Origin of the sequence: Qipengyuania sp. ASV99, from assembly GCF_047872805.1 — a bacterium.
In the GTDB taxonomy this organism is placed as follows: domain Bacteria; phylum Pseudomonadota; class Alphaproteobacteria; order Sphingomonadales; family Sphingomonadaceae; genus Erythrobacter.
Genome location: NZ_JBLQUK010000003.1, coordinates 54,183 through 76,269, shown reverse-complemented (window position 1 = coordinate 76,269; position 22,087 = coordinate 54,183). Strand labels below are relative to the sequence as shown.

At 60.4% G+C, this 22,087-nt stretch carries 21 protein-coding genes and 1 other RNA gene; 4 read left to right on the top strand and 18 right to left on the bottom strand.

Annotated features, from left to right (window positions below):
- Positions 1 to 105 precede the first annotated feature (105 nt).
- From ACM64M_RS05770 to ACM64M_RS05730, 9 genes are all read right to left on the bottom strand, one after another.
- The gene (locus tag ACM64M_RS05770) at positions 106 to 378 is read right to left on the bottom strand and encodes an HU family DNA-binding protein (protein WP_416227717.1); all 273 of its coding nucleotides are present in this window, start codon (positions 376 to 378) and stop codon (positions 106 to 108) included.
- 257 nt (positions 379 to 635) lie between these two features.
- Positions 636 to 3,056: an endopeptidase La gene (gene lon / locus ACM64M_RS05765; protein ID WP_416227716.1), complete on the bottom strand. Its 2,421-nt coding sequence runs from the start codon at positions 3,054 to 3,056 to the stop codon at positions 636 to 638.
- A 110-nt stretch (positions 3,057 to 3,166) separates the two neighbouring features.
- Entirely contained in the window at positions 3,167 to 3,547 is a 381-nt protein-coding gene (locus ACM64M_RS05760) for a DUF2513 domain-containing protein (RefSeq protein ID WP_416227715.1), read from the bottom strand.
- 10 nt (positions 3,548 to 3,557) lie between these two features.
- Positions 3,558 to 3,899 (bottom strand): YbaB/EbfC family nucleoid-associated protein, encoded by a 342-nt coding sequence (locus ACM64M_RS05755; protein WP_416227714.1) that lies wholly within the window; start codon positions 3,897 to 3,899, stop codon positions 3,558 to 3,560.
- Between the two features lie 19 nt (positions 3,900 to 3,918).
- Positions 3,919 to 5,712: a DNA polymerase III subunit gamma/tau gene (locus tag ACM64M_RS05750; protein ID WP_416227713.1), complete on the bottom strand. Its 1,794-nt coding sequence runs from the start codon at positions 5,710 to 5,712 to the stop codon at positions 3,919 to 3,921.
- Positions 5,713 to 5,764: 52 nt separating this feature from the next.
- Positions 5,765 to 5,859: signal recognition particle sRNA small type (ffs, locus tag ACM64M_RS05745), an RNA gene on the bottom strand.
- Positions 5,860 to 5,955: 96 nt separating this feature from the next.
- On the bottom strand, positions 5,956 to 6,234 hold the full coding sequence (locus ACM64M_RS05740) for an ETC complex I subunit (protein ID WP_416227712.1): 279 nt from the start codon (positions 6,232 to 6,234) through the stop codon (positions 5,956 to 5,958).
- A 22-nt stretch (positions 6,235 to 6,256) separates the two neighbouring features.
- Positions 6,257 to 8,695 (bottom strand): ATP-dependent helicase HrpB, encoded by a 2,439-nt coding sequence (hrpB, locus tag ACM64M_RS05735; protein WP_416227711.1) that lies wholly within the window; start codon positions 8,693 to 8,695, stop codon positions 6,257 to 6,259.
- A 112-nt stretch (positions 8,696 to 8,807) separates the two neighbouring features.
- A complete protein-coding gene (locus ACM64M_RS05730) occupies positions 8,808 to 9,818 on the bottom strand; it encodes a polyprenyl synthetase family protein (RefSeq protein WP_416227710.1) in 1,011 nt (336 codons plus the stop codon).
- A 67-nt stretch (positions 9,819 to 9,885) separates the two neighbouring features.
- Between ACM64M_RS05730 and ACM64M_RS05725 the strand changes: the two genes are divergently transcribed.
- Entirely contained in the window at positions 9,886 to 10,206 is a 321-nt protein-coding gene (locus ACM64M_RS05725) for a chorismate mutase (RefSeq protein ID WP_416227709.1), read from the top strand.
- A 24-nt stretch (positions 10,207 to 10,230) separates the two neighbouring features.
- Here the strand turns inward: ACM64M_RS05725 and ACM64M_RS05720 are convergent, their stop codons facing one another.
- The 4 genes from ACM64M_RS05720 to ACM64M_RS05705 form a co-directional block, all read right to left on the bottom strand.
- Entirely contained in the window at positions 10,231 to 11,553 is a 1,323-nt protein-coding gene (locus ACM64M_RS05720) for a sensor histidine kinase (RefSeq protein WP_416227864.1), read from the bottom strand.
- Positions 11,554 to 11,698: 145 nt separating this feature from the next.
- A complete protein-coding gene (locus ACM64M_RS05715) occupies positions 11,699 to 12,376 on the bottom strand; it encodes a response regulator transcription factor (protein ID WP_416227708.1) in 678 nt (225 codons plus the stop codon).
- A 124-nt stretch (positions 12,377 to 12,500) separates the two neighbouring features.
- Positions 12,501 to 12,857 (bottom strand): hypothetical protein, encoded by a 357-nt coding sequence (locus ACM64M_RS05710; protein ID WP_416227707.1) that lies wholly within the window; start codon positions 12,855 to 12,857, stop codon positions 12,501 to 12,503.
- Between the two features lie 75 nt (positions 12,858 to 12,932).
- Entirely contained in the window at positions 12,933 to 13,679 is a 747-nt protein-coding gene (locus ACM64M_RS05705; RefSeq protein WP_416227706.1) for an SIMPL domain-containing protein, read from the bottom strand.
- A 99-nt stretch (positions 13,680 to 13,778) separates the two neighbouring features.
- On the opposite strand from ACM64M_RS05705, the gene ACM64M_RS05700 reads away from it, so the two are divergent.
- Positions 13,779 to 15,599, top strand: coding sequence for an ABC-F family ATP-binding cassette domain-containing protein (locus tag ACM64M_RS05700; RefSeq protein ID WP_416227705.1), 1,821 nt, complete (start codon positions 13,779 to 13,781; stop codon positions 15,597 to 15,599).
- A gap of 163 nt (positions 15,600 to 15,762) precedes the next feature.
- On the opposite strand, the gene ACM64M_RS05695 is transcribed toward ACM64M_RS05700, so the two are convergent.
- The 3 genes from ACM64M_RS05695 to ACM64M_RS05685 form a co-directional block, all read right to left on the bottom strand.
- Positions 15,763 to 16,299: a DUF4199 domain-containing protein gene (locus ACM64M_RS05695; protein WP_416227704.1), complete on the bottom strand. Its 537-nt coding sequence runs from the start codon at positions 16,297 to 16,299 to the stop codon at positions 15,763 to 15,765.
- Between the two features lie 139 nt (positions 16,300 to 16,438).
- Positions 16,439 to 16,906: a response regulator transcription factor gene (locus ACM64M_RS05690; protein ID WP_416227703.1), complete on the bottom strand. Its 468-nt coding sequence runs from the start codon at positions 16,904 to 16,906 to the stop codon at positions 16,439 to 16,441.
- Positions 16,903 to 17,403: a DUF6456 domain-containing protein gene (locus ACM64M_RS05685; RefSeq protein ID WP_416227702.1), complete on the bottom strand. Its 501-nt coding sequence runs from the start codon at positions 17,401 to 17,403 to the stop codon at positions 16,903 to 16,905. The genes ACM64M_RS05690 and ACM64M_RS05685 overlap by 4 nt, the downstream gene beginning before the upstream one ends.
- A 122-nt stretch (positions 17,404 to 17,525) precedes the next feature.
- On the opposite strand from ACM64M_RS05685, the gene ACM64M_RS05680 reads away from it, so the two are divergent.
- Both ACM64M_RS05680 and ACM64M_RS05675 read left to right on the top strand, forming a co-directional pair.
- Positions 17,526 to 18,110, top strand: a complete 585-nt coding sequence (locus tag ACM64M_RS05680; protein ID WP_416227701.1) for a helix-turn-helix domain-containing protein — start codon at positions 17,526 to 17,528, stop codon at positions 18,108 to 18,110.
- Positions 18,111 to 18,237: 127 nt separating this feature from the next.
- Positions 18,238 to 19,464 (top strand): glycosyltransferase, encoded by a 1,227-nt coding sequence (locus ACM64M_RS05675; RefSeq protein WP_416227700.1) that lies wholly within the window; start codon positions 18,238 to 18,240, stop codon positions 19,462 to 19,464.
- Positions 19,465 to 19,471: 7 nt separating this feature from the next.
- Here the strand turns inward: ACM64M_RS05675 and secF are convergent, their stop codons facing one another.
- Complete coding sequence (secF, locus tag ACM64M_RS05670) at positions 19,472 to 20,452, bottom strand: protein translocase subunit SecF (protein WP_416227699.1); 981 nt, start codon at positions 20,450 to 20,452, stop codon at positions 19,472 to 19,474.
- A gap of 15 nt (positions 20,453 to 20,467) precedes the next feature.
- On the bottom strand, positions 20,468 to 22,060 hold the full coding sequence (gene secD, locus ACM64M_RS05665) for a protein translocase subunit SecD (protein WP_416227698.1): 1,593 nt from the start codon (positions 22,058 to 22,060) through the stop codon (positions 20,468 to 20,470).
- Between the last annotated feature and the right edge of the window lie 27 nt (positions 22,061 to 22,087).

The following is a 22,087-nucleotide window of genomic DNA, read 5'->3' as shown; positions in this document are numbered from 1 at the left end:
GTTGCTGTAATAAAAGGACCCCGACAGCCGTTATGGGCGAGCGGGGTCCAAATAAATCCGACGGCAAAATTATCGTCGGCTGGCTTTGAAAGCCCGACTGCCAGTTTAATTTACGGCGTCTTTCAACCCCTTGCCAGCCTTGAATTTGGGCTGGTTGGATGCCTTGATCGGCATAGGTTCGCCGGTGCGAGGGTTGCGTCCCATTGATGCTTTGCGTTTGGCCACGGCGAACGTGCCGAACCCGACCAGTCGCACTTCGTCGCCGCCTGCAAGCGCTTTCTGGATGGCATCAAAAACGCAATCGACCGCGTTGGATGCATCGCTTTTCGAAAGACCGCTGGACTCTGCAACTGCGCTGATCAGATCATTCTTGTTCATTACTACGTTCCCCTCTTGCTCATTCGCGTTCGGATGTTGTGAATCGCCTCTCCCGAAAGGACATAGATTGAAACCTTTTTGGGAGGGCTGTCAAAGGCAAATCGCCCGGAAAAGCGCCGCATCATGGCACACGGAGCTTGATAGCGGCGAACCAGAGCCCGCCTCATCCATTTTCCAACTCCTGCCGATAGAACAGCAATTCCGAGACGCTTGGCGACCCTGCCGCGATTCGCAGCAAGTAGCGAAGCCTTAGCGGGTCAGTGGGCGGTTGGCACGTCAGAAGCGATTTCATTTGCGCCAGATGACGCCGATTGCTGCACATTTCCGGGCTGCGAGGCGAGATCATCCGCTTCGGTCCATTCGATCGGCGAGGGCATCTCGGTCAGCGCATGTTGGAGCACCTGATCGACGTGACTGACCGCGATGATTTCAAGGCCTTCTTTCACGTTTTCAGGGATTTCTGCGAGGTCTTTGACATTCTCTTCGGGTATGAGAACAGTGGTAATCCCGCCGCGCAGCGCCGCGAGCAGTTTCTCCTTGAGGCCGCCAATCGGCAGCACGCGCCCGCGCAGGGTAACCTCGCCCGTCATTGCCACGTCGGGCCGAACAGGAGCACCGGTCAACGTCGAAACAATCGAGGTGACCATACCGACACCAGCACTAGGTCCGTCTTTCGGCACGGCTCCTTCGGGCAGATGAATATGGATATTCTTGCGGTGGAAGATCGAAGGTTTGATCCCGTAAGTGGGTGCGCGTGCTTTCACGAAAGAAAATGCCGCTGCGACGCTTTCCTGCATCACATCGCCCAGCTTTCCGGTGGTTTTTACCTCGCCCTTGCCCGGTGTTGTTACGCTTTCAATGGTCAGAAGCTCTCCGCCGACCGAAGTCCAGGCGAGGCCGGTGACCGCCCCGACCTGCGGTTCGTCTTCGCTCATGCCGTGCTTGAATTTGCGCACACCAGCAAAATCGCCAAGATTATCGGGGGTTACCGTGACCGAAGTCACTTCTTTCTCAAGAATTTTGCGCAGCGCCTTGCGCGCCAGCCGGGCAATTTCACGCTCCAATGTGCGGACCCCGGCTTCGCGCGTGTAATAGCGGATCAGATCGCGCAGCCCTGCTTCGGTCAGTTCAAACTCTTCAACCTTCAGTCCATGCGCTTCAACCTGCTTGGCGATCAGGTGCCGTTTGGCGATTTCGACCTTTTCATCTTCGGTGTAACCTTCGAGCCGGATGATCTCCATCCGGTCGAGCAGCGGCTGCGGCAGGTCGAGGCTGTTGGCGGTGGTGACGAACATGATGTTCGACAGGTCCAGATCGAGTTCCAGATAGTGATCCTGAAACTTGTTGTTCTGTTCCGGGTCGAGCACTTCGAGCAGCGCGGAGGCAGGATCGCCGCGGAAATCCTGCCCCAGCTTATCAATCTCATCGAGCAGGAACAGCGGATTGCTGGTCCCGGCCTTCTTCAGATTGGTGACGATCTTGCCCGGCATCGATCCGATATAGGTGCGCCGGTGACCGCGAATTTCCGCTTCGTCGCGCACGCCGCCCAGCGATTGCCGCACAAACTCGCGCCCGGTAGCCTTGGCGATGGATTTGCCCAGCGAGGTCTTGCCCACACCCGGGGGCCCCACCAGACACAGGATCGGCCCCTTCAACGTGTTGGTGCGCGCCTGCACGGCGAGATATTCAATGATCCGGTCCTTGACCTTTTCCAGCGCATAGTGATCCGCATCGAGAACCTCCTGCGCTTTGGTGATGTTTTTCTTGATCTTCGATTTCTTGCCCCAAGGCAGACCCAGCAGCACATCCAGATAGTTGCGGATGACGGTCGCCTCGGCGCTCATCGGCTGCATGGCTTTGAGCTTCTTGAGTTCCGCGACGGCCTTGGTGCGCGCCTCTTTGGACAGCTTGGTCTTTTCGATTTTTTCGGAAAGCTCGGCGATCTCGTTGACTTCCTCGCCATCGCCGCCTCCAAGCTCGCTCTGGATCGCCTTCAATTGTTCGTTGAGGTAATATTCGCGCTGAGTTTTTTCCATCTGGCGCTTTACCCGGCCGCGAATCTTGCGCTCAACCTGGAGCACGGAAAGTTCGCCTTCCATAAACGCCATCACGAGTTCGAGCCGCTTCAGCGGGTTGGCCTCCGTCAGCAGCGATTGCTTGTCGGATACTTTTGCGCTCAGCGCAGCGGCGATCGTATCCGCCAGCGCGCCAGCATCATCGACATCGCTCAGATCGATATTGGTTTCATCGCCCATCTTTTTATTAAGTTTGGCGTATTCTTCAAATTGTTCGGTCACTTGACGCATCAGCGCGGTGACTTCGGTCCCGCCAACTGTTTCTGGTTCCTGCGGTTCCACTTCGGCCACGACGTGACCGTCCTGCGCACGCAAGGATTCAAGCCGGGCGCGCTCGCCCCCTTCGACCAGCACACGCACCGTGCCATCGGGCAGTTTCAGCAATTGCAGCACCTGCGCCACGACGCCGACATCATACAAATCGTCGGCTTCGGGATCATCGCAAGCGGGGTCGAGCTGCGCGAGCAAGAAAATGTCCTTGCTCGCCTCCATCGCCGCCTCAAGCGCGGCAACCGATTTTTCGCGTCCCACGAACAGCGGCACGACCATGCCGGGAAACACGACAATGTCGCGCAGGGGAAGGAGAGGGAAATGCTGGTTCATATGTGTTGTCCGAGGCCGCCATTGGGGCGCGCCGTTTGTAGGAATATGGGAAGCAGCAGCGAGGGCTGCAATGGCGCGGACAAGGAAGCTGTGGATGCTGCTTGCATCAGCTATGCAATTGGAAGGCCCATACCTATCGCCTTCTGTTTAGCAAATCCGACAGCAAGTTCCCCGACTAGTTTAAGGGCAGAACTACCGACCTGCCCTGCACCATTCTTCGCCTTTGCCCAAATTTCCTTATCGCGGATCGTCTCTAGGAATTCATATCCGTCCCAACACAACTGCGGGTAATGCACATAATACCCGAAGGGGCTATTAGGATCAGACTTTTGCATACCTTGAATAAAACCTGCCTCGATTAAAAGAGATAGGTGGAAATTAATCGTATTCTGATCATGGCCGTCAATCTCAATCTCCGCATCATGCCATGGATTTTCACTGTCTTCGATACGGAGCAGAATCGAACGTATTAATTCCAAGTCACGTTTCACTTTGGCGGCCTTACCCCATACCCGGTAGATTAAACCCCGGCGGGAGGCCCATGCTGCCCTGCATTTCCTTCATCTGATCGGCCGAAACCCGGTCGGCCTTGTCGCGCGCGTCGTTGAAGGCGGCGGTGACGAGGTCTTCGACGATGTTCTTTTCTTCCAGCTTCATCAGGCTGTCATCGATGCTGACGCCAAGGATGCGCCCCTTGGCCGAAGCGCGGACTTTTACCAGACCGCCGCCAGCGCTGCCCTCCACCTCGATCGCATCCAGTTTTACCTGCATGTCGTTCATCTGTTTCTGGATCGTTTCGGCGGCCTGCTGCGCGGCGGCCATCATTTCTTCCATGCTTTTCATGATCGTGATGTCCTTTCGTTCAATTCGTATTGCGGCCCGCCGCAGCGTGGCGGGTCATGCTGTCATCGAGATCGAGCAATTCCGCCTCGGGAAAGGCTGCGCGCGCGGCCTTTACCATCGGATGCGCATTGATGCGCTCTGCCCGCGCCTCGGTTTGAGCCTTGAGGGTTTCGCGGATCGTCGGCTGCGCCTCGCCAGTGCCGCGTTCCACCTGCCAGCGCCGATTTGTCACCTTGAACAGCGCGCTGCGAATGTCCGGGGCCGGGTCGTCAGCAAAATTGTCAGCCTGCTCAAAAATCAGCCGTTCGGGCGCCAATTCGATCACCCGCACCCGGCTGCGCATCATTTCGGCCACATGCATTTCACCTGCATTGTCGACCAATTCGATCAGCGCGCCCCAATCCAGCTGCGTATCGCTGGGAATTGATCCCGTCGGAGCGCCCCCTGCATCACCGCCTTGAGGGGGTGCGGCGGGGGAAGCAGGTGTCGGACCGGCTTTGGCCAATTCCTCAATCCGCCGCGCCAGCCTGCCGGGGTCGGGAAGTTCGGCAGCATGCAAGACCCTTAGCAATGCCATTTGCAAAGATATCAACGGATCGGGTGCCTGTTTGACCTCGTCATATCCCTTGAGCAGCAATTGCCACAGACGGTGGAGTTCTGCCGCGCCAAGCCGGGACGCGAATTCTGCCAGCGCCGACCGTTCATCCTCGCTCGCGGCGTCGGGTTCGCCGCCTGACACCTGCGCAATGGTGATCCGGTGGACCAGATCCATCAGCGCCCGCATCAAGGCCAGCGGTTCAACCCCCAGCGCATATTGTTCATCGACCCCGGCGAGCAGCGCTTTGGCATCGCCGCCCAGCAAATGGCCAAGAACGCGGCGCTGGGCGCTTTTGTCGGCAAGCCCCAGCATGGAGCGCACCCGCTCCGCCGAAACCGCGCCTTCGGCATCCATATCGGCATGCGCGATCGCCTGATCGAGGATCGAAAGCCCGTCGCGCACCGATCCTTCCGCAGCGGCGGCGATGATCCGCAACGCTTCCTCTTCCGCCTCCACCCCTTCGAGCGAGCAAACCTTGCCAAAATGGGCCGCGAGCAATTCTGCCGGGATGCGCCTGAGATCAAACCTTTGCGTCCGGCTGAGCACGGTCACGGGCAGTTTTTCAACCTCGGTGGTCGCAAACAGGAATTTGACATGCGCGGGCGGCTCTTCCAGCGTTTTAAGCAGGGCGTTGAAGGCATTGCGCGACAGCATGTGCACTTCGTCGATTATGTAGATCTTGTAGCGCGCCGAAACCGCCGCATAGCGCACCTGTTCGATGATATCGCGCACATCGTCGACGCCGGTGTGCGACGCGGCATCCATTTCGATCACGTCGATATGCCGGCCTTCGGCAATCGCGGTGCAGGGCTCGCACTGACCGCAAGGATCAATCGTCGGCCCGCCCTGCCCGTCCGGGCCAATGCAGTTCAATGCTTTCGCTATCAACCGCGCGGTCGAGGTTTTGCCGACCCCCCTCACCCCGGTCATCAGGAATGCGTGCGCCAGTCGGTCACGCTCAATCGCATTGCCGAGCGTGCGCACCATCGGTTCTTGCCCGATCAGTTCGGAGAATGTTTGCGGGCGGTATTTGCGCGCGAGCACGCGATAAGGTTGGTTGGTCTTGGGCGTCACCGATAGAGGCGCCGGCGATGCTGGTGCCATTGCGGCTTCATCGCCGCCAAACATCGAATTCTGCCCCAAGGCTTCGAGTTCGGCAGCGTTCGGCGCGGCGTCAACATCGTTTTCAGGCAGGTCAGGATCGGAATCAGTCACCGGACCAAGCTAGGCGCTTGCCGCGGGTTTGTCATCGCGCTGATTGAGGAAAACAAAAGGAGCCGAGCGACCCGCCGCAATCCACCTGGGCTGCTTCCTTCCGGACCTGACCCGGTGAGCGAACGCAAACGTCCACCCGACTCCCAAGGGCGCATATGGCGCGCAGGCGGTCAGAATTCAACAGTGTTCGCGACTTTGTGGTGCGCGCCCGAACATTGGGGTGCGCCAACCTCTTTGAACCGCCTACCGAAAATTGTCAGCGTAGGCCTGAAGCTTGAGCGTCTTTGCCGGGGTTGCATGCACGCGCGCCGATATTCCATATTTCTCCGCATAGGCCTGCGCTGCGGCTTTGGTCGGGAAGCTCAGCTTTATCTGCGCGCGCGTATCACCGCTGCCGGTCCAACCCATTAGCGGGTCAGGCCTGCGCGCTTCGCTCTGCGCGAATTCGAGCACCCAGATTTCGGTCTTTGCCTTGCCCGATTGCATTGCGCTTTTGGGCTGCTGGTAAATTCTTGCGGTCATGAGCGGTTCCAATAGGTCAATATTAGCTGCGATTGAAGGCGTTTTTCGTCTTGAGGCTTGGCTTTTCTGTCCACGGCTGGTCGGGCCAGCGATGCTTGGGATAGCGGCCCTTCATGTCCTTTACCACATCGGCCCAGCTGCCCCGCCAGAAACCGGGCAGGTCGCGGGTCGATTGGATCGGGCGGCCAGCTGGGCTGGTCAGCTTGAGCAGCAAGGGGGTGCGCCCGATCATCGGATGCTGGTCCAGTCCGAACAGCGCCTGCACACGGATTTCGGTGCTGGGCGCGTCGTCGCCTGCATAGTCGATGACGTGACGGGTCTGTGCAGGAGAGGTGAAAGACAGCGGCGCGTTGCTATCCAGCCGTTGACGCTCGCTCCAATCCAGCAGACCCAGCGCCGCCTCGGCAAACCGCGCAGGCGGCAGTTCAAGATCGCGGCGCCCCTGCATTAACGGTGCCAACCACAGGTCCGCCTGATCGCGCAAATTGCCCTGCGAAAGCGCAGCAATACCGGCGAATTCGGCTCGCCCCAGAAATCCGGCGGGTAGATGTTCCCCCAAGTTTTCCAAAGCTTTATCCACAAGGATATTCAGGACCGCCTGCAGATCGGGATCGGGGTCTGGCCCGCGCGTCAGAATGATCGCACCAAGTCGCCGTTCGCGCCGCGATTCGGCGCGATTTTTCTCGGCATTCCAACGCGCTGTCGAACGTTCTTCCAATTGTTTGGCAAACAATCTTTCAACCGCAGCAGCATCAAGCGGCGCGCCTGCTGTGATCCGCGCACCTTTCGCCTGCCCCTGTGCATCGCCGATCACCATCCATTCGGCGCGCGCCAACGGCGATGCGGGATCAAGCTGATATCCGCGCCCACCCACGCTCAGCCACTGTTCTCCGCTCATAGCCCGGCGTCTTGCGACAAAATCCGGGCGAGCCAGCGCGAGGCATTCGGCTGGTGATTGCGCTTGCCCCGTTGGCGCGAGAGCCAGCTGCCCTAACAGCTTTGCGGCCATTCCGGCCCAGCCCTTGGAAATCCGCGCAGCGTTGTTCGCTCGGCTTGAACGGTCTCCGCGCCAATGCGTCAGCCGCTGAAGCAGGTCATCGCCGCGCCCGCCCAGCCCTCTTTCCTGCAGCAGCATGACCAGCCGCGCCGTTTCTTCACCGCAACCCGAAAGCGCGCCGCGCAGCACCGCCGCCGCCTGATCGGGTGCCATTGGCATGGCCGCAATCGCACCGCCCAGCTGAGTGATGCAGCCTTGCTCATCAAGCGCACCAAGCATTTCGAGATTGGCGCGGGCGGCTGCGACCGACGCGGCGGGCGGAGGATCGAGCCAGCGCAGGGCCAGCGGATTGCTTGCGCCCCATTTGGCAAGTTTCAGGACCAGCGCGGCCAGATCAGCGGTTTCAATCTCCGGCGGGACAAATTCGGGTCGACCCATATGCCCGCCCTCCTCCCAAAGACGATAGGCGGTGCCCGGACCTTGCCGCGCCGCCCGACCCGCCCTTTGCGCCGCGGCAGCCTGGCTAGCGCGCCGGGTGACCAGATGCGTGGTGCCCGCCGCGCGGTCATATTCCGCCATTCGTGCCAGCCCGGAATCGACCACCGCCGATACTCCGTCCAGCGTCAAAGATGTTTCTGCAATCGCGCTCGCCAGCACGATCCGCCGCCGTCCTTGCGTGTCGCGCTGAATGGCTGAGCGTTGGCCCGCAGGTTCGATCTGACCATGCAGCGGCAGGATCGGCGTGCCGGGCAGTTTTGCTTCGAGCCGTTCACGAGTGCGCTCAATCTCGCCCACGCCGGGAAGGAAAGCGAGAATGTCGCCCTCAACTTCGCGCCATGCGGTCATCACCGCGCCTGCCACCTGATCCTCAATCCTTTGCGAGGGATTGGCACCAAGCCATTTGATTGTCAGAGGAAAACTCTTGCCCGCGCTTTCGATCACCGGCGCGCTATTACCGAGCAGCCGGGCAAAGCGCGCGCCATCAATCGTCGCCGACATCACCAGCACCCGCAAATCGTCGCGCAACACCTCGCGGGTCTCCAATGCCAGCGCGAGGCCCAAGTCGCTGTCGAGATGCCGTTCATGCGCTTCATCGAACAGGATCGCGGAGACCCCGGCCAATTCCGGATCATCAACCAAACGGTTCACAAGGATCGCCTCGGTCACCACCAGAACGCGGGTCTTACTCGAAACTTTGCTGTCGAGCCGGGTCAGATAGCCAATGGTCTCGCCCGGCTTCTCGCCCAACATTTCCGCCATCCGCTCTGCTGCGGCGCGCGCAGCGACCCGGCGAGGCGATGTCAGAATGATCTGACCGGTGCACCAATCCTCGTTCAACAATGCTGGGGCAATCGCCGTGGTCTTGCCCGCCCCCGGCGGCGCAATCAGGACGGCGACGCCAATATTGGCCAGGGCCCGGCAGAGGTCGGTAAGAACCGCATGAATGGGCAGAGTGCTATCCAAAACAATCCCGTTCGTGCTGCGCCTGCTGAAGCACCGTTCGTTCGATGAGCGATGGCGCTAGAAGAAGCACAGCCCTTCGGCAAGCGCAGGGGAACGGTGTTCGGCGTTTGCCTTAATACCCCCGCGCGACCGCAAATTGCGCCGCCTCGGTCATGGCGCGGCGCGCCGTGCTATCGGGAAAGATCGAAATTGCATCGACCGCACGCTGCGCAAAGTGGCGAGCCTTTTCACGAGTGTCCTCAACCGCATTGTGGCTTGCAATCAAGCTGATCGCTTCGGCAAGGTCGGCGTCGGAAGTGCGATGGCCCAGTATGGCATCCTTCCAGAATTTGCGCTCGCTCTCGTCCCCGCGCGCATAGGCGAGGATGACGGGCAGCGTCATTTTGCCTTCGCGGAAATCATCACCCTGATCCTTGCCCATCTCGGCTGCATCCGATGTGTAATCAATGGCATCATCAACCAATTGGAAAGCGACGCCAAGGTTCCGGCCATAATCCTCCAGCGCGCGTTCCTGTTCGTCGCTGCATTCGGCGACAACCGCGCTGATCTGGCTGGCGGCAGCAAACAGAGCGGCGGTTTTGGCACCGATGATGTGGAGATAGCGTTCTTCGCTCGTTTCGATCTGGCGCTGCGCAGTGAGCTGCGAAACTTCGCCTTCTGCAATAACCGCGCTGGCATTGCTCAAAATCTTGAGCACCCGGAGCGAACCGTCCTCGGTCATCAATTCAAACGCGCGACTGAACAGGAAATCGCCGACCAGAACAGTCGCAGGATTGCCGAAAATGATGTTGGCGGCCGCCTTGCCCCGGCGCAATTCGCTGCCATCGACGACATCGTCATGCAGTAAGGTCGCGGTGTGAATAAACTCAACTGCGGCGGCCAGCTTGTGGTGGCGGGTTCCCTGATACCCGACCAATTCCGCCCCGGCGAGCGTTAGCATCGGGCGTAAACGCTTACCCCCGCCTGAAATCAAATATCCGGCGAGGCGCGGGATCAACGGAATATCGCTCTGCATCCGGTCCAGAATTACCGCATTGACCGCATTCATGCCGCTGGCAGTCAGCGATAGCATCGGATCGAGTGTCGGAAGCTTGCGCGGAAGAGGCACGATTTCGGCGGTCATCGGCAATCGCATTACGAGACGCCGCGCGCGCTTGGCAAGCGCTGAATTGCTGCTAGTTTCGCGGGCTATGCCGCATCAAACGCAAGCCTCGCCAGACCAGACCGCCGCAGACGATCCCACGCTCGCGCGGTTTCGCAAAAGTATCGACAATATTGATGCTGCGATCATTCACATGCTGGCCGAACGGTTTCGGATCACGCAGGCAGTCGGCGAATACAAAGCGCAGGTGACGCTGCCGCCAGCCGATCCCGCGCGCGAGCAGCGTCAGATTGCGCGGCTGCGCAAATTGTCCGAAGAGGCCGATCTTGACCCGGAGTTCAGCGAGAAATTTCTGCGTTTCATCATCGATGAGGTGATCCGCCACCACGAAAAAGCGCGGGACGGATAAGGCTTCCAACTAGCACTGCTTTGATCACGCCCTTGGCAATCGCAGTTCGACCAGCAAACCGCCCAAATCCTCGCTTTCGCCAAGCGTGACCGAACCGCCGTAAATCTCTGCCACATCACGCACGATAGCGAGTCCCAGCCCGGTCCCAGGCTTGCCCGTATCAAGCCGCGCGCCGCGATCGAAAATCCGGGTGCGTTCTGCTTCGGGAATGCCTTTGCCGTCGTCCTCGATCCAGATGCGGCACATAGGACTACCCGGTTCATGGTCGAGCGTCACGAACACGCTGCCTCCGCCGTATTTCGCAGCATTCTCAATCAGATTGCCGAGGATCTCGTCAAGGTCCTGCCGTTCGATGGCGACCAGCGCATCCTTGCTACCAGCGATATCCAACCGCCCTTCTGGATAAAGGCGCTCCACTGCGCGGCGCACAGCTTCTGCACTTTGCCGGACATTGGTGCGCGCCTGGCCAACTGCGCGGCGCCCGACCGCCCGCGCCCGCGCAAGGTGGTGGTCAACATGGCGCTGCATCGTGCGGGTTTCGCGGAACACCGCTTCGTTGAGATCAGGTGCGCGCGCGGTCGCTGCGTTGGTGAGCACCGTCAGCGGGGTTTTGAGCGCATGGGCGAGGTTGCCCGCATGAGTCCGCGCTTCTTCCGCCTGCCGTTCCGTATGTTCGAGCAGCGCGTTCACTTCCTCAACCAACGGCTGAACCTCTGCTGGAAGCGGATCTGTGATGCGGTTTTCGCCAGTGGTGCGCAATTTCTGGATTGCCGCGCGAACCCTGCGCAGCGGCGACAGGCCATAGCGGATTTGCAGCAAGGCCATGCCAAGTAGTCCCAGCCCCAACACCGCAAAGCTCCAGATCAGGATCGAGCGAACCTGCTGGATTTGCGCGTCCATCGCCTCGGTCGCGCTGGCCACGGCGAAGGTCCAGCGGGTCTCGCTGCCGGGCAGGATCACCGTGCGTTCGACAATGCGGAGCGGTTCATCGGGAAACTGCGACGAGTTGTAAAAGTGCGCTTCGTCGTCAAAATGCTCAGGCTCGCTCGGCCCGCGTAATTTGAGCGGAGTGTCCCACAGGCTGCGCGACGGATAAGGCTCATACCCCTCGCCGCTGATCTGCCAGTACAGTCCGCTGCCTGGCTCAAGGAATCGCTGATCGCCAAGGCTGCGATAAAACCACACCTCGCCAAAGGAATCGATCTCCGCCGAGGCGATCATCGCCGTCAGTTGATATTCGAGCTGCTCGTCGAAATTGGCCTCGACCTGCCGGGTCAGGGTGCGTTCCAGCGCGATCCCGCCGCCCAGCAGGAGGACGATGATCCAGCCAGCCGCAATCAATCCCATGCGCCGCGCGAGACTGGCGCGCGGAGATGCGGCGGCAGGAATTGCTAACCGCCCGCCATCCACGCCGCCTTCCGGGCCATTTGCCGTAGGCGCAGCGGTGCCATCCCCCCTCTGCACGCCGGGTACAGAGGATTCGGCACCGGTTTCAGGCTCTGGGGGCGTCTGCCGGGTCGTCGAGGCTGTAACCGAGGCCACGGATCGTTGTGATTACCTCTGCACCTAGTTTCTTGCGAATGCGGGTGACGAAAACCTCGATCGTGTTGGAATCGCGATCAAAATCCTGGTCGTATATGTGTTCGATCAATTCGGTCCTGCTCACCACCTTGCCCTTGTGGTGCATCAGATAGCTCAGCAGCTTGTATTCCTGCGCGGTCAGCTTCACCGGCTCCCCGTCGCGGGTCACCCGGCCAGAACGGGTGTCCAGCCGCACATCACCGGCAGTAAGCTCGCTCGACGTATTGCCCGAAGCGCGGCGGATGAGCGCGCGCAGACGCGCAATCAGCTCTTCGGTCTGGAACGGCTTAGCGAGGTAATCATCCGCGCCCGCGTCCAGTCCGGCGACCTTGTCGGACCAGCTGTCGCGCGCGGTCAGCACCAGCACGGGAAAGTGCCGACCTTCCTTGCGCCACATGCCCAGCACCGACAATCCGTCAATCTCGGGCAGTCCGAGGTCGAGGATACAGGCGTCGTAATCCTCTGTACTGCCCATGAAGTGGCCGTCTTCGCCATCGGTGGCCAGATCGACAGCATAGCCGGTCTGTTCCAATGTCGATTTGAGTTGCTGGCCAAGCGTCGGTTCGTCTTCGACGATCAGGATGCGCATTTTCCACCTAGTCCCTGTAAATTGTCGTCCCGGTGGTTGCGCGTTTGCGCCTTCCGCGTCAAGCGAGTGCCGCAGCGCGGGTCTGGCTTAGTCCCCCGGCAATTGCGCATGGCCAATGAGCGCTTCAATTCGACCGGCTGATGATGCGGCCCGAACGCGCGTCAACATCAATATAGGTCACTCGCCCATCGCGGATGAATTTGAGCCGGTAGGCGCGCGCGGTGCTATCATAGGATGGGCCGAGATATTCGCTGCCGCGCATTTGCGGTAATATTCGCTGTTCGATCTGGCGCAGCGACAATTGATTGCCCGCGCGCATTTCACGCCGTGCATCGCCTTGATCGTCGCGCGACTGATCCTGCGCAATGATTCCATCGGCCGTCCGCGCAAAGGCAGCATTGGCACCTCCGCCCAGACTGAGCAGCGCAGCTGCCGCAATGAGCGGGGCGAAACCGGGGCGATAGGAATGGTTGAGTGTCATGATGATGCCATGCTTAGCGCGGGCGCATTGAACAAGTTGTGAATGCGTGCGTGACCCTTTGTTCACCGTGCCGGATCATTGCGCGCTCTCCGACACCATTTCATACTTGATGGTGATGTTGACCCCGGTGCTGACCTGCCCCGGTTGAACCGGGGTGGCCGCCGCGCCATCCGACGCCATCATACGCATTTCCATTTGCGGCATTTGCGAACGTCCCTCGATCACTTCGCTGACCGCAAGCACGCGCACACCGTCATAACCGAGCAATGCGGCATAGGCCTGCGCGCGTTGCTGTGCGCGTTCCACCGCGCGGCTGCGGGCGAGGTCTTTGGCGGATTCGTCATCTTCGATGCTGAAACTTGGGCCTGAAAGATCGGTCGCGCCCGCCGCCACCAACGCATCGAGCGCCGCGCCAGTGCCTTCGATATCACGCAGTTTTACGCTGACCCGGTTTGACACCTGATAGCCGCGAAACACCTGACGCTGATTGTCTCGATCGTAATCGTATTGCGCATTGAGATTTATTCCGGTGGTTTGAATGTCCTGATCCGCGACGCCTAGAGCGCGGATGCGGGCAATTACGCGCTGCATCGCGGCGGCGTTCTGCTGCATGGCTTCGACCGCGCTCGGTGCCTCTGTCGAAACGCCCGCGCCAATCGTCACGATATCGGGCGCGGCGGTCACGCTTTCATAGATCGACAATTCGATCACCGGGCCCTGCGCTTTGATTTCAATCTCCGCCGCAGCCGCAGTAGTGGAAAGCGCGAAGACCGGCAGCAGCAGAGCGCCAGAGACCAACAGGGAAAGAGGGTAACGGATCATGAACTGGTTCTCCTTTGTCCCGCGCGATAGGGTGCCGGGGATGAGCGCGCAGTGAACCGCCTTGGCAGCGCGCTTGCAAGCCCCTACGTGGCGCGTCTGATGGCACAACCTCCAATCCTCTCATGGGAAGGCCTTAGCCTGCAACAAGGCGCGCGATGGCTGTTCGGCGGCCCTGCCAGCGGCGCGGGCGCCGATCCCATTGATCTGCATGTGTTGCCGGGCGACCGACTCGCGTTGATCGGGCGCAATGGCGCTGGCAAGACCACATTGTTCAAACTGATCGATGACCGGATCGAAGCAGACCGGGGACAGCGCCGGATCAAGCCCAACACGCGCATCGTGTTTCTGGAACAGGAACCCGATTTCGCGCCCTTCGCCACGCTGATGGACTTTGCATTGGCGGGTAATCATCCCCCGGAGGTGCATGAGGTGGAGAGCATTGCCGGGCAGCTCGGCATTGACATGGCAACCGATGCTGCCACCGCGAGCGGGGGCGAACGTCGCCGTGCCGCCATTGCCCGCGCGCTGGCGCAGGGCCCCGACTTGCTGCTGCTCGATGAACCGACCAACCATCTCGATCTCAGCGCTATCCACTGGCTGGAAGATTGGCTGAGCCGGTACAAGGGCGCGTTTATCACGATCAGCCACGACCGAACGTTTCTCAAACGGCTGACCCGCGCGACCATCTGGCTTGACCGCGGATCCCTGCGGCGCAAGGAGGTCGGCTTTGGCGGATATGAAGCTTGGGAAGAGGCCGTCTATGCTGAAGAAACACGCGCCGCAGACAAGCTCGATGCCAAGCTGAAGCTGGAGGCGCACTGGCTCGAACGCGGGGTCACCGCGCGGCGCAAGCGCAACCAGGGGCGGCTCGAAAAGCTGCACCAGATGCGCGCGGCGCGGGCAGCGATGATCTCCGACACCGGATCGGCAAAGCTCAAGCTCGCCAATGACGATGATTTCAAATCGAAGTCGGTGATCGTCGCAGAGGGCATTTCCAAGTCCTATGACGGACGCGCGATCATCAAGCCGTTCAGCCTGCGCATCCAGAACGGCGATCGGATCGGCATCGTCGGCGCAAACGGCGCTGGCAAGACGACCTTGCTCAAGATGCTCACTGGAGAGCTCGAACCGGACACAGGCACCATCACCATCGCTCGCACGCTGTCGGGCGTGATGATCGACCAACAGCGCAAGTTGATGGAAGCCGATGCCACCGTGCGCCAGATCCTTGCCGAAGGCGGTGATTGGATCGACGTGCGCGGCACTCGCAAGCATGTGCAGGCCTATCTCAAAGACTTCCTGTTCGATCCAAAGCTGGTCGATACCAAGGTCGGCATCCTGTCGGGCGGCGAACGCTCGCGCCTGCTGCTCGCGCGTGAGTTTGCCCGGACCGCCAACCTCCTCGTGCTAGACGAACCGACCAACGATCTCGACCTCGAAACGCTCGACCTGCTGCAAGAGGTGATCGCCGATTTCGACGGCACCGTGCTGATTGTCAGCCATGACCGCGACTTTCTCGACAAGACCGTGACCATCACGCTGGGCCTCGACGGTTCGGGCAAGGTCGATGTGGTCGCGGGCGGCTATGCCGACTGGGAGGCGAAGCGCCAGCGGCCGGTTGTCGCCAAATCCCGATCCGCTGCATCGCCAACCGAGTCACCGCCCTCGCCGCCGCCTTCCCCGCCAAAGCCCGAACGGCTGTCCTACAAGGATCAGCGCGAATACGAGCTGCTTCCGGCGCGCATCGAGGAGCTTGAAGCGGCGATTGCCAAGGGCGAGGCGATCCTGGCCGATCCCGATCTCTACACCTCCGATCCGGCGCGCTTTGCGACGGTGTCAAAAGGCATCGCCAACGCAAAGACCGAGAAGGATGCCGCTGAGGAACGCTGGCTGACCCTTGCCGAAAGGGTGGAGGGGTAGGCCCTGCAAGTCCAACAGGATGGAACACATGGAACACGGTCCTGACCCAAAAAGCGTTCCTCAGATCCGCTAGAAATCCGCCCCCCTGCCGCGCGCCGGTACGAGCACCAGCTTGCTCCCACGCGCGGGTCAAGTGGAACGCGGCCCATGCAGCTGACAAAGATCACGCCCTTGACCTGGCTGGAAGCACATTGGCATTCCTGAGGATCAGCGCGGATATCAAAGCGACCACCAGCCCCACCGGAAATATCTCGATAAAGGTGATCGGCAGCCTGAAGAGCGGATTGCGATACATCGCCATATTCGCCTCTATCTCTGCGACCTGCCCGGCTTCATCTGCCGCGGCCAATCCTTCCGCCTTGATCCCATCAATCAAGCTTTGCGAATAGCTTTCGATAAAGGCGAAGTCGGTCGCGATCAGCACCGCTTCCCAACTGATGGCGTAAATCACCGCTGCTACCACCGCGATTCCGATGCCAACACTCGCCGCTTGCGAAAACTTGATGACCCCGCCTTGTTCGATATCGCGGTAACGCTTGATCCCCACGAATACGAGGCTGAGCACTGCGATCATCGTGGCATAGCCCATCAATTCCGATGCAGCGAAGGAATTTGGTCCCATCGTGAACAGGGTGAGCGACATCAGCGCGATCACCACCGCACCGATGATCCCGCCGTAAATCAGCGAATAGCGAAGCATTTCGGTTCTCCTTGGTCTGGTCTTGTTGTCTGCCTGCCCAGATGGCGAGGCACGCGCAGCAAGTTGTCCGAAACTGCTACCCTTAACCATCACCCAAACGGGTGATTTGGGCCAATTAGCCCATATAGCGGTGCCGAAATCACGGTATCAAAGACAGCGCGCGCGCCGCCTCAACAGCCTTTCCGCGCCCGTTCACCTCCAGTTTTTGGAACAGGCTGGCCACATGGGTTTTCACGGTGTTCGGCGAAACCTTGAGCGCGCGGGCAATCTCCTTGTTGCTTGCGCCTTTGGCCAAGTGAACAAGGATTTCGCACTCGCGCCGCGTCAGGCCGAGCGACTCGGCCGCCTTGTGATTGCGCTCAAACCGCGGGGCCGCAGGTGCCGCCGTCAGCCGCATCCCGACCCAAATCCCCAGCATCACAAATATTGCTGCGACAACAGCAACATAGGCTTCGCCGGGCAACTGCATCACAATGTAACGATAGTGCGCCCATTGCAACACGATAGCCACCAGAGCGATCAAGCCGCCATACATCAGCCCATATCGAACCATGCTCTTGCCCATCAACGCATTGGTGCCAGAAGATCGCGCAATGATCCATATCACCTGATCCGGTAGAAATCCGCCACTCGGTCGAGCGCCAGTTTCAGCACCAGCTTGCCGCTGCGTGCGGGCCATCCGAGTGTTTTCTCCGCCTCGGGCAGCCCTTCCCCGGCGCACACAACGCGCCACAGCACATCCTCCAACCCCTTGCCCGCCGCCGCAATCGCGCCGTCGAACCGTCGCCGCGCCGCGATCTGTTTTTCAGTCGGCGAAAGCCCCACATCGCCCGTTGATTTCACCCGCACCGCATCCCAGCGCATGGTGATGCAGGGGGACAGCGCCGCGCGTTCATAATCGCTGCGCAGCGCCTCTCCCGCGTCAAACAGGCGCCCGTCGATGTGACCGCGTGCATGCAGCCAGCCAATCGGCGATTCGCTGAGATTGAGTGTGACGCTGCGCCGCGCCCGGCGCGCCGTTCCACCCGCATCGCTGCCAGCTGTGACCTTTCCGCGCCGGGGGCCTTCGACTGTCAATTCGCGCTCGACCAAATCCCGTTTCATAGCGGCTTCTCCTGATTGGTGTTGTGTGGCGGCCTAAGGGCCGGACCCCCCTTGCCAAACCAGCGAAACTGTAGGAAAGTAAAAACCTATATGGTTCGTCTATTCGATATGAGGCCCCGCCCATGATCAACCGCATCCGCGAAATCCGCCGTGCCAAGGGGATGACCCTCGCCGATCTGGCTGAGGCCTGCGATCCGCCCACCACCGCGCAAACGATTGGGCGGCTCGAAACCGGGATGCGCAATCTGTCGATCAAATGGATGGACCGAATTGGTGCAGCCCTGGGTATCGACCCCGAAATTCTGGTTCGTTCAGAGGGTCAGCCGCGCGCACAGATCGTGGCCGAACTTGGGCTTGGTGAAGCAGAGGCGCTGCGCAGCCCGCGTGAAGCGATCCTGCCCACCGAAATCGCGGCGCAAACAGGCGACGCCGCCGCGCTGATGGTGCTCGAAGTCACCGCTTCGGTGGGCGAATACCGGCCCGGCGACATGGTGTGGTTGCAGCAAATCAAACCCGAATCGGCGGGGACTGCGATCAACCGCGATTGCCTGATCCCGCGCCCCGGCGGGCGGTTTTCGTTCGGGCGGTTGATCGACCGCAAAGGCAGCATGGTCGGCATTTTGCCTTCGCAAGCAGGAAACAAGCAGCAGGTGATCGACAATCCGCCATGGATCGCGGTGGCGGTGATGCTGGTGCGACCGCTGTGACAATCAGGCTTTCGGTCAGCCTGTCTTAACCCGCAGCAACTAACCCTGCGGGCCTTATCAATTGGGAGCCAGCGATGCGAGCGATCAACGACCAACTGGCGCTGAAGCAGAGGTGAAAGCACTCCGCGTGAAACATGTTCTCGCCCTCAGCACGCTCTATCCCAACGCCGTTAACCGGCGGTTCGGCACCTTTGTCGCGCGTTCGCTAGAAGCTCTGGCGAAAAGCGGCGGAGCGAAAGACGGCAGGCGCGAAGACGCCACCGCAGATGAATGGACGGTCAGCGTCATCAATCCAATTGGCCTGCCCCCGATTGCGCTGGGCCGTTACCGCGCGCTCGCGCAGCTAGATGAAGTGGCCGAGGAGGCCGGTGTCACCGTCCACCGCCCGCGTTTCACCCTGATCCCGGCGGTGGGTGCACGGCGCAACGCCGCTGCCATCGCCAAGGCCGCGTTGCCGCTGGTCCAGCGGATCCATGCCGAAACTCCGATCGACGTGATCGACGCGCAGTTTTTCTTCCCCGATGGCCCCGCCGCCGCTTGGATCGCGCGCGAAATGGGCCTGCCCTTGTCGCTAAAGGCGCGGGGGAGCGACATCACCTATTGGGGCGAGTTCGATTTTGCCCGCGAACAGATGCTGGAGGCGGCGGAAGTCGCGGATGGTATTTTGGCCGTCAGTCAGGCGCTCGCCGATCAGATGGCCGAAATGGGGATGCCGCGCGGCAAGATCGGGGTCCATTACACCGGGCTTGACCGCGACCGTTTTCGCCCGCTCAACCACACCCAATTGCGCGCACAGCTGGGCGGTGAACTGGGCTTTTCGATGCCCGACAACGCGCCGCTTTTGGCCTGCGTCGGCGCGCTGATCGAACGCAAGGGGCAAGACATCGCCATCGCTGCGCTTCCTCAGATAGAGGGCGCGCGGCTGGTGCTGGTAGGCAAAGGCGAAGACGAGGCGCATTTGCGCGATCTCGCCCGCGATCTGAAGCTGACAGAGCGGGTGCATTTTGCCGGTTCAGTCGATCACGATTTGTTGCCGCTGATCCTGTCCGCTGCCGATGCGATGGTGCTGCCAACGATCAATGAAGGGCTGGCCAATGCCTGGGTTGAGGCGCTCGCCTGCGGCACGCCGGTGGTGACCTGCGACGTCGGCGGTGCGCGCGAACTGATCGCCAGTGACACAGCGGGGCGGTTGGTTGCACGCGATCCCGACAGCGTGGCAGCAGGGGTCAATGAAGTGCTCAACAACCCGCCCCCGCGCCGCGCGGTGGCGGATCTGGTCGAGCGTTTCAGCTGGGAAAACAACGCCGCAGAGCTGGCCGCGCATTACAACCGGATATTGCGCGCGGCGGCTTAGCCAGCTTTTAGATCTTGCCGAGAACAATCTTTTCCTGCTTGTCCACGTCGCTTTCCTGCGGGACAAAACTGTCCGAGTTGACACCCATCCAGATCAGCAGCGGCGCAGCGAGATAGACGCTCGAATAAGTGCCGACAAACAGGCCGAAAGTGATCGCGGCAACCATTCCGAACAGGCTGGCCGGGCCAAAGAACAGCAACGGCAGCAGCGCCACCAACAGGGTCAATGATGTCATTGCCGTGCGAGCAAGCGTTTCGTTGACCGACAGATCGAGCAATTCGGGCAGCGGCATCTTGCGAAATTTCTTCAGGTTTTCGCGGATGCGGTCGAAAATGACAATCGTGTCGTTGAGCGAATAGCCGATGATGGCGAGGATAGCGGCGATGATCTGCAGACTGAATTCGAGCTGAAACACCGCGAACAGGCCCAGCGTCAGCGAGACGTCATGAAACAACGCGAACAGCGCGCCCACGCCAAACTGCCATTCAAACCGGATCCAGATATAGATCGCCACCATCACCATCGCAGCCAACAGCGCGAGCGCGGCATCGTTGCGGAATTCTCCAGAAACCTTGCCCGAAACGCTATCGACGCCGTCGATCCTGACATCGGGATGGCCAGCGCTCATGGCGGTAACGATGGCGTTGGTCATCTGGTTGGCAAATTCGGGATTGCCTTCTGCCTCGGGCGGCAGCTTGACCCGGATCGAAACTTCGTTGGGCTCGCCAAACCGCTGAACGATGGGATCATCGACATTTTCGACCGCGGCGATGGTTTGCCGGAGTTCGGCGACCGGTGCCTCGGCGCTTTCGGTAAAGGTCGCGCGAATTTCCTGCCCACCGGCAAAATCGACCCCGAAATTCAGCCCCATTGTCGCCACAGCCGCCCAGCTCAGAGCGATCATCAGCATGCTGGCGATAAACAGCGGCACGCGCGGCTTGAGGAACTTGATATTGGTACCGTCGGGCACGAGCTTCAGCAGTTTCATTTCTCGCCTCCCTTTCTAGATATTGAGGTCTTTGGGGCGTTTCGCGCTGAGATAGCCCGAAACCCACATCTTGGTCAGCGTCACCGCCGTAAACACCGAGGTCATCAGCCCGATCACCAACACCACGGCAAAGCCGCGGATCGGTCCAGAGCCGAACCAGAACAGCAATACACCGGCAATCAGATTGGTGATGTTGGCATCGTAAATCGCGCGGCTCGCTTCTTTATAGCCGTTTTCGATTGCCGTGATGACCTTGCGTCCGCGCTTGCGTTCCTCGCGGATGCGTTCGTTGATGAGCACGTTGGCATCGACCGCTGCGCCGATTGTCAGAACAAAGCCCGCAATCCCCGGCAAGGTCAGCGTGAAATTGCCGATCGCCATGACACCGAGCAGGATCAGCACGTTGAACACCAGCGCAATCGTCGCATAAACCCCGAACCGGCCATAGCTTGCGATCATCAAGGCGATCACTGCCATGCTGCCGATAATCATCGCGATCAGCGCGCTGCGGATTGATTCCGCGCCCAGGTCCGGCCCGACCGTGCGTTCCTCGATCACCGTCAGCGGCACCGGCAGTGCGCCCGATTGCAGCGAAATCGCCAGCTGATTGGCGCTTTCGGCGGTGAAACTGCCCGAAATCTGCGCCGACCCTCCCAGGATCGGTTCGTTGAAAAACGGCGCAGAAATCACCTCGCCATCCAGGATGATCGCAAAGCGCTGGCCCACGTTCTCGGTCGAAAGCTGCGCAAACTTCTGTCCACCCTGCTGATCGAACTGAATGTTGACGATGTTTTCGTTGTTGCGTTGATCGACCCCGGCGCGGGCATTGATCAGGCTGTCGCCGCGAATTCCGCCCAGCCGTTTGACCGCCTCGAACTGCCCTTCCATGTCGGAGCCTGTCTGATACGGAAATATCTGGCTCCCCGGATTGGCGATCCCGGCTTGGGTGTTGGTGGGAAGCGCCTGTTGATCGACCAGCTTGAATTCGAGCTGCGCGGTCTGGCCAAGCTGTTCCTTGAGCGCTAGCGGATCTTGCAGACCCGGCACCTGCACCACGATGCGGGTATCGCCCTGACGGATGATCGTCGGTTCGCGCGTGCCGAGCAGGTCGATCCTGCGGCGCACAACTTCCACTGCGCCCTCCATCGCCGAATTGAGCGCGGTCGCCTGACCGCTATCGGTCGGTGTCAGCACCATGCGCTGCCCGTCAACCACGCTCAGGTCCCATTCCTGCCGCAGCCCTTCGCCCATCATCAGCGGTTCGAGCACGCCGCGCGCCCGGTCGATGTCGGCCGCAGAATCGAGGATGAAGGAAAACACCCCATCCGCGCGCGATGTATCGCCGTATTCAATCTCTGGGCTGGCTGCTTCGAGTGCGGTCTTGACCGCCTCTTCCATGTTTTCCAGCCGCTGCTGCGCGACATCTTCGGGTTTAGCCTCCAGCAACAGATGCGATCCGCCCGCCAGATCGAGCCCAAGATTGACCTGTGGCGCATCCTCGCCAAGGTCGATCCCCTCAGGCGCAAGCAGCGATGGCAGCGCCGCAGCGGCCAGCGCCAACGTCACGGCCCATAGTGAAATCTTTTTCCAGAGTGGAATTTCAAGCATTGCAGCCCAGTCTAACCCTTATGAAGA

What these genes read in the sequence shown, in the direction of transcription:
- ACM64M_RS05770 (WP_416227717.1), bottom strand. Translation starts at nt 378, where the DNA reads ATGAACAAGAATGATCTGATCAGCGCAGTTGCAGAGTCCAGCGGTCTT.
- lon (WP_416227716.1), bottom strand. Translation starts at nt 3,056, where the DNA reads ATGAACCAGCATTTCCCTCTCCTTCCCCTGCGCGACATTGTCGTGTTT.
- ACM64M_RS05755 (WP_416227714.1), bottom strand. Translation starts at nt 3,899, where the DNA reads ATGAAAAGCATGGAAGAAATGATGGCCGCCGCGCAGCAGGCCGCCGAA.
- ACM64M_RS05740 (WP_416227712.1), bottom strand. Translation starts at nt 6,234, where the DNA reads ATGACCGCAAGAATTTACCAGCAGCCCAAAAGCGCAATGCAATCGGGC.
- ACM64M_RS05730 (WP_416227710.1), bottom strand. Translation starts at nt 9,818, where the DNA reads ATGACCGCCGAAATCGTGCCTCTTCCGCGCAAGCTTCCGACACTCGAT.
- ACM64M_RS05725 (WP_416227709.1), top strand. Translation starts at nt 9,886, where the DNA reads ATGCCGCATCAAACGCAAGCCTCGCCAGACCAGACCGCCGCAGACGAT.
- ACM64M_RS05720 (WP_416227864.1), bottom strand. Translation starts at nt 11,553, where the DNA reads ATGGGATTGATTGCGGCTGGCTGGATCATCGTCCTCCTGCTGGGCGGC.
- ACM64M_RS05715 (WP_416227708.1), bottom strand. Translation starts at nt 12,376, where the DNA reads ATGCGCATCCTGATCGTCGAAGACGAACCGACGCTTGGCCAGCAACTC.
- ACM64M_RS05710 (WP_416227707.1), bottom strand. Translation starts at nt 12,857, where the DNA reads ATGACACTCAACCATTCCTATCGCCCCGGTTTCGCCCCGCTCATTGCG.
- ACM64M_RS05705 (WP_416227706.1), bottom strand. Translation starts at nt 13,679, where the DNA reads ATGATCCGTTACCCTCTTTCCCTGTTGGTCTCTGGCGCTCTGCTGCTG.
- ACM64M_RS05700 (WP_416227705.1), top strand. Translation starts at nt 13,779, where the DNA reads ATGGCACAACCTCCAATCCTCTCATGGGAAGGCCTTAGCCTGCAACAA.
- ACM64M_RS05695 (WP_416227704.1), bottom strand. Translation starts at nt 16,299, where the DNA reads ATGCTTCGCTATTCGCTGATTTACGGCGGGATCATCGGTGCGGTGGTG.
- ACM64M_RS05685 (WP_416227702.1), bottom strand. Translation starts at nt 17,403, where the DNA reads ATGAAACGGGATTTGGTCGAGCGCGAATTGACAGTCGAAGGCCCCCGG.
- ACM64M_RS05680 (WP_416227701.1), top strand. Translation starts at nt 17,526, where the DNA reads ATGATCAACCGCATCCGCGAAATCCGCCGTGCCAAGGGGATGACCCTC.
- secF (WP_416227699.1), bottom strand. Translation starts at nt 20,452, where the DNA reads ATGAAACTGCTGAAGCTCGTGCCCGACGGTACCAATATCAAGTTCCTC.
- secD (WP_416227698.1), bottom strand. Translation starts at nt 22,060, where the DNA reads ATGCTTGAAATTCCACTCTGGAAAAAGATTTCACTATGGGCCGTGACG.